Genomic DNA, 11,833 nt, shown 5'->3' with positions numbered 1-11,833 from the left:
AGACAGGCGATGATCCTTATTATCCTCGCGTCATTCGCCACGATCGATGGCGCAGGCTTGAATGATGATATCACCAATGCGTTCCGTTTTCCGGAGCATTCCCCCTTGAAAGTGCCGCGCTCTGCTTAAAAGCCCGGGCGGCCCATTTCATCATCGCGCCATGATCGAAGGCCAGCCACCCACCCGCAGGCGCCGCGTCGGGTGCCTGACCAGCCTGTTCGTGCTGCTGGCGCTCGGCGCGATTTTCTACATCACCGTCAACGCCGCGTTCTCGCCGTGGATCTATCGGGTCGGCGGACGCACGCGGCTGTGGCCGGCAAGGCGTCGGCGTCGCGCACGCCGCGTCCGGCACCTACACGTTCTACATCTGGTTTTCGCCGTCGCCCTCAGGCTCGCGCATTCTTGCGTCCACCAGCGTGCGCGGCGACGGCTATCTCTGCACACCGCTTGGCGAGCGCTACCGGCTTCAGCTGCGTGGCGGAACGCCGGGCCGCGTGTGGTCCGACATGGACAGACATGCGTTTCGCCTGCGCGCCTATTATCGGCCGGTGTTCTGGAACTTCACCGGCCAGATCGAACAGCCACCACGCCTGACCTTTGCCGGACGCTGGTCGGGCCCCGATCTCACCATGACCGATGAAGGAAGTTTTGACCGCGCGTTCGCGCCGGACGGATCGCTGAACCTGCATCCATCGGGCCGACGTGTCGCGGGCGGCGTGGTGCCGGTGACGTTTACGGAAAGCGCGTGGTGGTTCGGGCCGAGTTGTCCGGCGGCGGAAGGATAAGTGGCGACTCGATATTTTTAGAGTTACCACCGTCCCGCTTAGTACGCGGTCGCATTGACCGAGTTAAGGGACCAAGCCGGAAACGAGTTTCTATTCAATTTTTTCAAGTCCCCCTACATCTTTTGGTCGCGAATACTTTGCACGGACAGTTTTAGCCCGAGCCTTAAATGCGGGGTCGATCTGCGCTGCGGCTTCCATTCTTCCTAGCAACGGTCGCAATATTTTGCCTTCTTCAACCGCGTTTTGAGCTTTCGCCAAAGCATCAAACCCGTTCTTGATCTTCAAATGCAACTTGTTGGGAACGCGAGGACCAGCGGCCGTATTACAAACACCCGTCACCACTTTTGGCTGCAAGCCTGAAAAAGTATGCGCCTTATGTGATTTCAATCCGTGCCGGGCAATAATGCCCCTAATCGCGTAAAGAACGCCTTTGTTGGCGCGGGGACCGCTCAAGGCCATGTCATCGACATAACATGTCATCGTAAGGCCGAGAGATTCCGCGAATTGTGCGATTTCATCAAACATAGGTTTAAACGAGTAGTACGCGATTATCGGACTTGCCGCGCTTCCCGTTGGGAGATGCGCATCGAAGGTCAGAATATCGGCGAGCAATCCCGCAACGTCACGGCGGCATTTTAGTGGGCCCGCGAAAAAATTAAAAATCACCACGCGCGAAACCGATGGAAAGAATTTCTTCACATCAATTTTGATTGTTGGCATTTTCGGATCGTGTGCGGCTGCGTTGGAAATGTATGATTTCCCTCGCACAGCTGAATGTAGATACTTCGGAACTGCGACGCGCGAGAGCAACTTATGAATTCGGGCGTGAACACCTTGCAGGCGGCGCTTCGGCCATTGGATAGGACGCGCTTTGCCCTTCTCGTTGAAAATTGGGAACAGTCGATAGTTTCCAGTATCTCGCGCGAAGGACGAAAGATCGTCGACACACAACTTATGGCCTGGTGTAGATAACCGTCGGGCGAGAGTGGAAGGTGAGTCAATTGCAGAGAGCCAGCAATCTGACAGAGGGAGATCGGTTCGAGGTTTCTTCCTCATCGGATCAACCAGCTCGCAGCTCGTCACGCGTGGTTTCCTCGAGCCACTCCAGCATTTTTAAGACCTTGTCGGCGGCAAAAGCTCGAGACGTTTCGCGCAACTCCGAAGATCCTGATCGCTCAGCGAATAGGAGCAGCGACGAGACTGGGATTTTGAAATAGTTGGCATAACGCTCAAGCACATCAATACTTGGCTTCTTCCCTCCGGGCTTTTCGAGTTCGGATACGAATGACCGCGATAGATTGAGGGCGTCCGCAAGCTCCGCCTGCGACAGCCGATGGTATTGCCGGATTAATTTCAGTGCCCGGTCGTACATCGATTCACTCAACCTTTCGAAAATTGGGAAAATTAGCTTAGAGATCGCCGCGTAGCCTGTTCACTAGTTCGACTATCCGCACCATCAACGTGAGGACGCGGGTGGCCATAATGAACGTCTGTCTGTTGACAAGGTTGCGGCCGAAGCCACGCACTTGTCGCCAGAAACCAGAACGCTTTCGTTCGCCGCTTGGTGGATCAGTGGTATCGACCATTGACCGTCTCCCTGTTCGCCGGTGCAAAATTGCCCCGGTGCCTTTGAACAAAGAGCATCTCGAACGAAAGGACCTCTAAGCTTCCCAGGCGAACATCGAAGCCTTTTCGATGTTCGCCTATGTTTGGCGGAGGGCGCGCGACGCAGGAACAGGTGCCGCACGACCGGCCAATGGAGGATTCTTTCGAATCCCTAGAGCGATTTGACTCGCCCGGTTTGGGAGGCATGAATGTCGCCCAAGCGAGCCAACACTCACGACTGATTCGGAACTCGCTTGCAAACTAAATTCGCTGTCAGCGAGCTATAATCGCTGTTGACTTCGAATTGCAAGTTAATTGTGAGATTGAGCGTTGATTCGCGACAAAGTCGCTGGAGTTCCTGTTTTGTCTGGTTTTGGCCGCACAGGGCTCTTTTGATTGTTCCGAGCCCGAACAAAAACGGCGGGCTTTCGCCCGCCGCTTTGTCTCGATGGATACCCGGGTCAAGCCCGGGCACGACCTCTGAATTAGTTATCGAGAAACGACCGCAGCTTCCGCGACCTTGACGGATGCTTCAACTTCCGCAGCGCTTTGGCCTCGATCTGGCGAATTCGCTCTCTGGTCACCGAGAACTGCTGGCCGACTTCTTCTAGCGTGTGGTCAGTGTTCATGCCGATGCCGAAGCGCATGCGCAGCACGCGCTCTTCGCGCGGGGTGAGCGAGGCCAGCACGCGGGTGGTGGTTTCGCGCAGATTGGACTGGATCGCGGCATCGATGGGCAGGATCGCGTTCTTGTCCTCGATGAAATCGCCGAGATGCGAGTCTTCCTCGTCGCCGACAGGCGTTTCCAGCGACAGCGGCTCTTTCGCGATCTTGAGAACCTTGCGCACCTTTTCAAGCGGCATGCCGAGCTTTTCGGCAAGCTCTTCTGGCGTCGGCTCGCGGCCGATCTCGTTGAGCATCTGGCGCGAGGTGCGCACGATCTTGTTGATGGTCTCGATCATGTGCACGGGAATGCGGATGGTGCGCGCCTGATCGGCAATGCTTCGCGTGATCGCCTGCCGGATCCACCACGTCGCGTAGGTCGAGAACTTGTAACCCCTGCGGTATTCGAATTTATCGACCGCCTTCATCAGGCCGATATTGCCTTCCTGGATCAGGTCGAGGAATTGCAGGCCGCGGTTGGTGTATTTCTTGGCGATCGAGATCACGAGGCGAAGATTGGCCTCGACCATTTCCTTCTTGGCCTGGCGCGCCTCGCGCTCGCCCTTCTGCACGCCATGCACGATCTTGCGGAATTCGCCGATCTCGAGCCCGGTCAGCGCGGCGAGCTGCTGGATTTCACCGCGCAGCTCCTTGATGCGGTCCTTCTCGTGATGGACGAAATTCTTCCAGCCTTTGGCGGAGAGTTTCGAGACCCGGTTGAGCCAGCGCGGATCGAGCTCCGATCCTTGATAATTGCGCAGGAAATCCTCGCGCGCGACGCCGTGGCTGTCGCCGAGGCGCAGCAGGCGGCCCTCGAACGAAACCAGCTTCTTGTTGATGTCGTAGAGCTGCTCGACCAGTGAATCGATACGGGCCTGGTTGAGCCGAAGCGACTTCACCTCGACGATGATCTCGTCCTTCAGCTTCTTGTACTTGCGCTCCTGCGACGGCGACAGCGTCTCGCTCTGCAACTGGTTGGCGATGTCCTGTTCCTGCAGGCGGCGCAGCTTCTTGTACTCGCTGGCGATCTTGTCGAAGGTCTCCACCACCTTCGGCTTCAGCTCGGCTTCGATCGCCGCCAGCGACATCTGGTTTTCGAACTCGTCGTCGTCCATGTCGCCGTCGGCGGCGGACTCGGCAGATTCCTTTTCCTCGACGTCGGCACCGACCCCGGCGGCGGGCACGGCGCGGAACGGCGTCGGGGCCGGCGGCGCGGCGGGCGGGGCGACATGCGCGGGTGCGGCGCCATTGCCGTTGGCGACGGGCTGGCCGTCAGCACCGACAGGCGCGGCAAGCATCGCCGGGTTCATGTTGTTCTTGGCGTCGGGGCCGGCATAGGTGGCTTCGAGATCGATGATGTCGCGAAGGAAGATCTTTCCTTCGTTCAATTCGTCGCGCCAGATGATGATGGCCTGGAAGGTCAGCGGGCTTTCGCACAGCCCTGCGATCATCGCCTCGCGGCCGGCCTCGATGCGCTTGGCAATCGCGATTTCGCCTTCGCGCGACAACAGCTCGACGGTGCCCATCTCGCGCAGATACATGCGCACGGGATCGTCGGTGCGCTCGCCCGGCTCGGATTTCTTGACTTCGGTGACGGCCTTTTGCGTGACCTCGACAAGCTCGTTGTCGGTGTCGTCGGCATCGTCTTCCTTCTCGTCCTCGCTGTCGGCTTCCTCAGCCTCGGAGACGTTGATGCCCATGTCCGAGAGCATCGACATGATGTCCTCGATCTGCTCCGGCGAGGTGGTGTCCGACGGCAGCACTTCATTGAGCTGATCGAAGGTCACGAAGCCGCGCTTCTTGGCCTGCTTGATCATCTTCTTGACGGCGGCGTCCGACAGATCGAGCAACGGCGACGGCGCGTCGGCTGAATCCTTCTCAGGCGCATCTGCGGCCTTGTCGTCTTTTTCCTTGTCCTTGACCTGCAGCGTCTTTGCCTTGGTGGCCATTCATTGCTCCTAAAACGCGCTCATGCTGGATGCGTCGCCGCGCCCGCCTTGATCCAAACGTCACGTATGACGCGCAAAGGGCGGCGCAGATGTCTCGCCACCCTGAAAGTGCTCCAACCGGCTATGACCTCTTGGCCCTGTGCGTATTCCGCAAAAGTGAATATCGGTTTTGCAATTAGAACACGCGCCATTTTTATTTGACGGATTTTCTAACGGCGAACCGTTCCCCCACTTCGACGGAAAATGCTACAGACCTCTTAAGCGTCCATTAACCCTGTTTTTGCAGCCAAACCATGGGTTTGGCGAGTCTTTTCGCGGTTCCGGCCCGGGCCGTCCGCAGCATTTTTTAATCAGACGCTGCGCTGGAACCGGCCTGAAGACTCGCCGAACCCCTCGATCAGTGCCTCGGTGCCATCAACTTCGGCCATCCTGGCCTTGACGTCACGCAGCCACGTCAAATTAGCCTCGCTGCCATTGTCGCCCAAAGCCAGCTCGGCATCTTTCAATTCCCTAAGTAAGGAGTGCCATTGATGATGCAAGGATACCAGCTGGTGCCAGGTGGAAAGAACGTCCTCGCGCGCCGCGCCGGGCTGCGCGCCCCACACCGCGTGGGTCGTGATCGACCGTTCAACCCTTTGAAGAAATTGAGAAAATCCGCCACGATCGAGATCGGCGCGCATTTTCTCGCTCTGCTCGGAGGGCTCGGCACTGTGGTGATGATCATGGGCGAAGGCGGCGATGATCCCGGCCCGCAGCTTGTGGGCTTCGGGATGGGCCAATTCCAGCGCCGCGACCTCTTCCAGATGGTCGTGCAATAGCCAGGGGTGGTTAATCAGGGATTGCAGGATCAGGGCCTCGCGGCGGGAGATCGAACTGCGCTGGCCGCGCATGATCGGGCTCAAGGCCAGTTGCGGGCTCGACGCCTGATAGGGTCCCGCGCCCAAGGCCGCGGCCGGAGTTATCCCCTGCCCGCGTCCGCCGCGGGGTTCGAACCGGCCGCCTCCGCCGGGGCCGCGGGGCTGAAAACGGCGGCCTGATTCGCCCCCCGCCCCACCCCGGTAATTGCCTTTGGTGTATCCGCCGCGCCCGGTTTCCGGCGCGAACATGCGCTGCAGGCGCTCGGCGAGATCCTGGCGGTAATAGCGCCGCACCACTTCGTCGCGGACGCCGTTGGTGAGTTCGCCGATCCGCGCTTCCAGCGCCGCGCGCCGCTCCGGCGTCGCGTAAGAGCCGCCTTCGATTTCGCGTGACCAGATCATATCGGCCAGCCCGCGCGCCGCTCCGATCACTTCCTCGATCGCGCCGCGGCCGCCGGAACGCGCGAGATCGTCCGGGTCCTGGCCTTCGGGCAGCAGCGCAAAGCGCAAACTCTTGCCGGGCTTGAGATGCGGCAGCGCCAGGTCGGCGGCGCGATACGCCGCCTTCTGCCCGGCGCGGTCGCCGTCGAAGCACAGGATCGGCTCGTCCGCCATCTTCCACAGCAGCGCGAGCTGGTTTTCGGTCAATGCCGTGCCGAGCGGCGCGACGCTGGCGGCAAAGCCCGTCGTCACCATCGCGATGACGTCGACATAGCCTTCGACCACCACCAGCGAGGCGCCGTCATGCGCCGCCTGCCGCGCGGTCGCGAGATTGTAGAGATTGTCGCCCTTGTGAAACAGCGGGGTTTCCGGCGAGTTCAGATATTTCGCCGGGACGTCCTTTTCCAGCGCACGGCCGCCGAACGCGATGACCCTGCCGCGCACGTCCGTGATCGGAAACATCACGCGGTCGCGGAAGCGATCGTAGGGCACGGGGATGTCGTCGCCGGCGATCAGCAGCCCGGCCTCGACCATGTCCTCGACCGGAATGCCATGGCCGCCGAGATATTCCTTCAGCGCGAAACGGTTCTGCTGATTGCTGGGGGCATAGCCGATGCGGAACTGCACTTGCGTCGCCGGCGAGATCGCGCGGTCGCCGAGATAGCCGCGCGCTTTGGCGCCGTCGCGCGAGGCCAGCGTGTCGGCGAAGAACTTCGCGGCGAGTTCCATCACGTCATACAGCGTCTTGCGGCGCTGCTCGTGCCGCGCGGCATCCGGCGTCACCGCCGGCAGCGCCAGCCCCGCCATCGAAGCCAGCCGCTCGACGGCTTCGGGGAACGAGACGCCCTCGGTCTCCATCACGAAGTCGAAGATGTTGCCGTGCTTGCCGGTCGAGAAGTCGTGGTAAAACTGCTTCTGGTCGTTGACCGTGAAGGACGGCGTCTTTTCCTGCTGGAACGGTGACAGCCCCTTCCACTCCCGCCCCGCCTTCTTCAATTTCACGCGGCGGCCCACGACTTCCGAAACCAGAAGCCGGGCGCGCAGTTCTTCGAGAAATTGAGGCGTAAAGCGCATGTGGTTTGTGGTTTGGTCCAGGCGAGTGACAACCGACCATCGATATAGGGCGCACGGCTCAAAACGCGAACATTATTCGCCTTCTCCCGGCTATTCACAGGCCTCGTCATTCCGGGGCGCCCGAAGGGCGAACCCGGAATCTCGAGATGAGGTGCGAGATTCCGGGTTCATCGCTGCGCGATGCCCCGGAATGACCGTACCAGTCACTTCTCCATGAACCGCCCGGACGCGATCCGCGGCAAATGCGCGACCGGCCAGTTATAGATGTAGGTCCAGGCCTCGCTGGCGGTGCCGTCGGCCAGCGTCAGCTTCAGCATCTGCCGGACATACTCGGTGAGCTCCTTGAAACCCTCGCCGCAGGCCTCGTACATATCGAACTCGCGCAGCAATTCGTCGGGCTGCCTGAGCCGGTACAACTCTCCGAGCACGACGTCGGTGGGGTCATCCGACAACACCAGCCCGGGATAATGCTTCACCAGATAGAGCCGGCCCTGGCAGCGCGCCTCGCCGAGAAAATCGGCGCTGCGCGACAACAACTGCGCCATCGGATGAGCGAAGTTACGCATCAGCGTGCCGTAGACGAAGAGACGATCGGAGTTCATGCGGCCTTGTTAGCCCGCCAGCGCAGAACGGATCAAGCCGTCACGACCTCGTCGCTGACGACGAAAAACTTGACCAGGTCCATCCGGCCAAAGCTCGTGGTCAGCGCCACGTCGGCGGCGTCGCGGCCGGTGCCCATCAGGATGCGGCCGATGCGCGGATGGTTGTGGCGCGCATCGAAGGTGTACCACTGGCCGGACAGATAGACCTGAAACCAGCCCGAAAAATCCATCGGCGCGGGATCCTTGGGAACGCCGATATCGCCGAGATAGCCGGTGCAATAGCGCGCCGGGATGTTCATGCAGCGGCAGAACGTCAGCGCCAGATGCGCGAAGTCGCGGCAGACGCCGGCGCGCTGCTCGTAGACGTCATGCGCCGACTTCATGTGATGGGCGTGCTGATAGCCGAAGGTGACGTGGTGGTGCACGAAATCGACGATGGCCTGCACCCGCGCCCAGCCGGGCGGCGTGCCAGCGAATAGCGACCAGGCGATATCGGTGAGCTTGTCGGTTTCGCAATAGCGGCTCGGCATCAGGTATTGCAGCAAGTCATCCGGCAGCTGATCGATCGGAAGCTGCTGCGCGGTCGGCATCACCCCATCAGGCAATCCGCTATCGCGCACCAGCGCGCTGCCGCGCAAGGTGACGCCGCCGGCCGGCGCCACCAGCCGACCGCACACATTGCCAAAGCTGTCACGGTAAAAACCGATCGGCACGTTTGGTTCAGTGACGATGCTCTCGGTGCCGACGATGTCGGCGAACCGCGACGGATGGATGTTGAGCATCGTCACCATCGGCGTCGGCTGCACCGCCGCGTAGGTGATCTCGAAGCCTACCCTGATTTCCATGATCAGACCCCCGCGTCCTCGGAAGCCGAGACGACATTGATGCTGACGTCCATGCCGACGAAGGCGTCGGCCGAACCGAGATACGTCCCGTGCAGCGGAATGGCCTGGCGCGGATCGCGCGCCACCGCCACGCGAATGAGATCGCGGGTACCGATGATGCCGTTGGTGGGATCGAACTCGATCCAGCCGGCGCTCGGCAGATAGACCTGCACCCAGGCGTGGGTATTGCCGCCGCCGACATAGCCATGGGCGCGATCGCCGGGAATGAAGATGTAGCCCGACACGAAGCGCGCGGCGATGCCGAGCCGCCGCAGCGCCTCGATCATGAACAGCGCAAAGTCGCGGCAGGTGCCCGATCCCGTCTGCAGCGTATCGAGCGGATGCTGGGTGCCGTGCTCATGTCGCTTGCGATAGGTAAATTCGTTGCGGATGCCATGGGTGATGCCGCTGAGGATATTGAAGGTCGGCGTCGCGCCTTCGGCATCGAGAAACTTGCGCGCCCATGCCGACAGCTCGCCATTGGGATCGCCATATTGCGGCGTGATGAATTGAACGAGGTCGGGAAATTCCTCGTCGTCATAGACGAACGGATAGAAATAGGCCGGATCATCGGCGGTCAGCGCGAACTCTTCCGCCGGGCTGTGCTCGATCGTCGCGGTGCTGACGATCGACAATCGGTCCGCCCGCTCTTCGAAGGTCGCGATCGCGACGCTGTTGCCGAACACGTCATGGATCCAGCGCAGCGACGCCGGCTTCGGCGCGATCTCGAGCTCGCTCGACAGCACGCGCAGATCGTGGCTGTCGCGCGGGCGCAGCATGACGCGGTGTTCGCCGAACGCCACGTTGTGCGTATAGCGATATTCGGTCTTGTGATGGATCGTCAGTAGCGGCATCGTCGGAGCAATCATCGTAAATTCGGGCGATCTAATCTATACCGGTCATTGCTCATTTCTAAGCAGATATGCTGCTTCGATAGGCAACGTTTGAAGGAATGGTTTTGAACAGCGTCAGCGACACACCCCTACTCCTCGGCGACGCGGAGGTTCCACCGATTCACGAATATAATGCCGAAGGACATTCGCCGTTTCTGCTCACATGTGACCATTACGGCCGACTAATTCCGCGCGTGCTCAGCGATCTCGGCCTGCCCGAGCGCGAGCTGACGCGTCACATCGCTTGGGATATCGGCATCGCCGGCGTCGCCGAGACGCTGTCGAAACATCTGGACGCGCATCTGGTCGCGCAGCGTTATTCGCGGCTCGTCATCGACTGCAATCGCCCGCCGTCCGCGGCGAGCTCGATCCCGATCATCAGCGAAGCCACCACGATTCCCGGCAATGAAGGCATCGCGCGCGACGCGGCCGAGGCGCGGCGCCGACAGATTTTCGAGCCCTATCACCGGCGCATCGACGAGATCATCGACCGGCGATTGCATCAGGGCACGCCGACGGTGCTGGTGTCGCTGCATAGTTTCACGCCTGTCTATGCCGGGATCTCCAGGCCCTGGCATATCGGCACGCTTTATCACCGCGATACCCGGCTGCCGCCGCTGCTGCTGAAACATCTGCGCCGCGAGGCCGATCTCGTGGTCGGCGATAACGAACCTTATGCCGTGAGCGACGAGACCGATTACACTATCCCGGTTCACGGCGAGGCGCGCAGCCTGATGAACTCCGGCATCGAGATTCGCCAGGACCTGATTTCCGATCAGGCCGGCCAGCAGCAATGGGCCGAGCGGCTGGCGCGGATTTTAGGCGAGATCGAAGTAACGCTGCGCGCGGAGCGGCTGATTTAGTTTAGTTGCAGGTAGTTTACTTGCAAGGCACAGGCCCGGTGTCTCCTTCCCTCCCCCCTTGCGGGGGAGGGTTAGGGAGGGGGGTAGGCCGCAAATATCAGCGTTCGTGATACCCCCTCTCCACCTCTCCCCCGCAAGGAGGGAGAGAGCCGAGATGCGCGTGCCGCGAGAGCTCACTCCAAATGCGGCCTCAGCTAGCGCGCCCGCGTCAGCGCGAGCCAGATGCCGCCGCCGATCATGAAGCCGCCGGATACCCGCGACAGCAGCCGCGTCCGCCGTGCCGAGAAGATCAACCGGGCCCGGCCGGACAGCAGCGCGTACATGCCGTCTGTCATCGCCGCGATCACCATGAAGGTGACGCCGAGCAGCGCGACCTGCGAGACATGATCCTTGTTCATGTCCATGAACTGCGGAATGAACGCACCGAAGAACACCAGCACCTTGGGATTGGAGAGCAGCACCAGAAATCCCTGCAGGAAAAATCCGCCGCGTGGCGGAGCCGGCGGCTCATCGGTACTGACGCCTTCGACCGGAAAGCGAATGAGCTTGATGCCAAGCCAGACCAGATAGGCGGCGCCGGCAAAGCGCACCCAGTCGAACCAGTAGCCCATGGTCGCCATCAGCGAGGTCAGCCCGATGGCGACGACGCCGATCACGATCGCAAGGCCAGCCTGCGCACCGGCGATGTTGATGAACGCCGCGCGGGTGCCGTGCCGCAGACCATTGGCGATCACCAGCGTCACGATTGGTCCCGGCAGCAAAGCGAGCGCAATACAGGCAGCGACAAAGGCGAGATAGGCTTGAAGGGACATGTGGGGACTCGCGTGCATCCGAATGGCTGTTCGACGAGGCACGATGGTATCGCAAGAGAAGATCGCCCTCCAACCTGTTTCCTTGTGGGAAAGGGTCGCGAGAATGACCACTCGGATCGACGCTTCGCGCCGTCCAAAGCACAGTCTCCGCGAATTCGGGCCGGGATGAAGAGGTGCAATAGCGTCGCCATATGGACGGCTTGAGAGCCGCCGAGGCGGCTGCTCGGCGGCTCTCGCGCGGGCGACCGCTCCTGGGACGGGGGGATAATCGCCGGCGCTAACGGTTCTGCAACGGGCGCGGTATCCGGCGCTTTGGGACTCGTGTTACGAAGAACGTCATAGCTGGTTATACTAAAAACTATACTGTATCGTTTACATAATCCAACTTCAGCACGCTGACAAGAG

General features: G+C 60.8%; 11 protein-coding genes. 2 read left to right on the top strand and 9 right to left on the bottom strand.

The window, feature by feature from the left end; translation table 11 throughout:
- The first annotated feature begins 416 nt into the window (after positions 1–416).
- Positions 417–785 carry a hypothetical protein gene (locus tag BLV09_RS29965; protein WP_146689956.1) on the top strand — a complete coding sequence of 123 codons (369 nt, stop codon included), beginning with the start codon at positions 417–419 and terminating at the stop codon, positions 783–785.
- Between the two features lie 90 nt (positions 786–875).
- Here BLV09_RS29965 and BLV09_RS29960 read toward each other — a convergent pair whose 3' ends face one another.
- The 8 genes from BLV09_RS29960 to BLV09_RS29930 form a co-directional block, all read right to left on the bottom strand.
- Positions 876–1,841 (bottom strand): reverse transcriptase family protein, encoded by a 966-nt coding sequence (locus tag BLV09_RS29960; RefSeq protein WP_146689955.1) that lies wholly within the window; start codon positions 1,839–1,841, stop codon positions 876–878.
- A 4-nt stretch (positions 1,842–1,845) separates the two neighbouring features.
- Entirely contained in the window at positions 1,846–2,157 is a 312-nt protein-coding gene (locus tag BLV09_RS29955) for a helix-turn-helix domain-containing protein (RefSeq protein WP_146689954.1), read from the bottom strand.
- A gap of 37 nt (positions 2,158–2,194) precedes the next feature.
- Complete coding sequence (locus BLV09_RS37520; RefSeq protein WP_167558919.1) at positions 2,195–2,371, bottom strand: hypothetical protein; 177 nt, start codon at positions 2,369–2,371, stop codon at positions 2,195–2,197.
- 504 nt (positions 2,372–2,875) lie between these two features.
- Positions 2,876–5,002: an RNA polymerase sigma factor RpoD gene (gene rpoD, locus BLV09_RS29950; RefSeq protein WP_146689953.1), complete on the bottom strand. Its 2,127-nt coding sequence runs from the start codon at positions 5,000–5,002 to the stop codon at positions 2,876–2,878.
- Positions 5,003–5,352: 350 nt separating this feature from the next.
- On the bottom strand, positions 5,353–7,374 hold the full coding sequence (gene dnaG, locus BLV09_RS29945) for a DNA primase (protein WP_146689952.1): 2,022 nt from the start codon (positions 7,372–7,374) through the stop codon (positions 5,353–5,355).
- A gap of 203 nt (positions 7,375–7,577) precedes the next feature.
- On the bottom strand, positions 7,578–7,976 hold the full coding sequence (locus BLV09_RS29940) for a gamma-glutamylcyclotransferase family protein (protein WP_146689951.1): 399 nt from the start codon (positions 7,974–7,976) through the stop codon (positions 7,578–7,580).
- A gap of 32 nt (positions 7,977–8,008) precedes the next feature.
- A complete protein-coding gene (locus BLV09_RS29935) occupies positions 8,009–8,821 on the bottom strand; it encodes a transglutaminase-like domain-containing protein (protein WP_146689950.1) in 813 nt (270 codons plus the stop codon).
- Between the two features lie 2 nt (positions 8,822–8,823).
- Positions 8,824–9,714, bottom strand: a complete 891-nt coding sequence (locus BLV09_RS29930; protein WP_146691366.1) for a transglutaminase family protein — start codon at positions 9,712–9,714, stop codon at positions 8,824–8,826.
- 98 nt (positions 9,715–9,812) lie between these two features.
- Here BLV09_RS29930 and BLV09_RS29925 point away from each other — a divergent pair, with 98 nt between their 5' ends.
- The gene (locus BLV09_RS29925) at positions 9,813–10,616 is read left to right on the top strand and encodes an N-formylglutamate amidohydrolase (protein ID WP_146689949.1); all 804 of its coding nucleotides are present in this window, start codon (positions 9,813–9,815) and stop codon (positions 10,614–10,616) included.
- A 194-nt stretch (positions 10,617–10,810) separates the two neighbouring features.
- Here BLV09_RS29925 and BLV09_RS29920 read toward each other — a convergent pair whose 3' ends face one another.
- Complete coding sequence (locus tag BLV09_RS29920; RefSeq protein WP_146689948.1) at positions 10,811–11,428, bottom strand: LysE family translocator; 618 nt, start codon at positions 11,426–11,428, stop codon at positions 10,811–10,813.
- Positions 11,429–11,833: the final 405 nt, after the last annotated feature.

Source organism: Bradyrhizobium canariense (genome assembly GCF_900105125.1).
GTDB classification, from domain to species: domain Bacteria; phylum Pseudomonadota; class Alphaproteobacteria; order Rhizobiales; family Xanthobacteraceae; genus Bradyrhizobium; species Bradyrhizobium canariense_A.
The sequence above is the reverse complement of the archived record's forward strand: the minus strand, read 5'-3'. Positions and strand labels throughout refer to the sequence as shown.

Bases quoted from the DNA above. Each gene is read 5' to 3' on its own strand.
- BLV09_RS29960 (WP_146689955.1), bottom strand. From the start codon at position 1,841: ATGAGGAAGAAACCTCGAACCGATCTCCCTCTGTCAGATTGCTGGCTC.
- BLV09_RS29955 (WP_146689954.1), bottom strand. From the start codon at position 2,157: ATGTACGACCGGGCACTGAAATTAATCCGGCAATACCATCGGCTGTCG.
- BLV09_RS37520 (WP_167558919.1), bottom strand. From the start codon at position 2,371: ATGGTCGATACCACTGATCCACCAAGCGGCGAACGAAAGCGTTCTGGT.
- rpoD (WP_146689953.1), bottom strand. From the start codon at position 5,002: ATGGCCACCAAGGCAAAGACGCTGCAGGTCAAGGACAAGGAAAAAGAC.
- dnaG (WP_146689952.1), bottom strand. From the start codon at position 7,374: ATGCGCTTTACGCCTCAATTTCTCGAAGAACTGCGCGCCCGGCTTCTG.
- BLV09_RS29940 (WP_146689951.1), bottom strand. From the start codon at position 7,976: ATGAACTCCGATCGTCTCTTCGTCTACGGCACGCTGATGCGTAACTTC.
- BLV09_RS29935 (WP_146689950.1), bottom strand. From the start codon at position 8,821: ATGGAAATCAGGGTAGGCTTCGAGATCACCTACGCGGCGGTGCAGCCG.
- BLV09_RS29930 (WP_146691366.1), bottom strand. From the start codon at position 9,714: ATGCCGCTACTGACGATCCATCACAAGACCGAATATCGCTATACGCAC.
- BLV09_RS29925 (WP_146689949.1), top strand. From the start codon at position 9,813: ATGGTTTTGAACAGCGTCAGCGACACACCCCTACTCCTCGGCGACGCG.
- BLV09_RS29920 (WP_146689948.1), bottom strand. From the start codon at position 11,428: ATGTCCCTTCAAGCCTATCTCGCCTTTGTCGCTGCCTGTATTGCGCTC.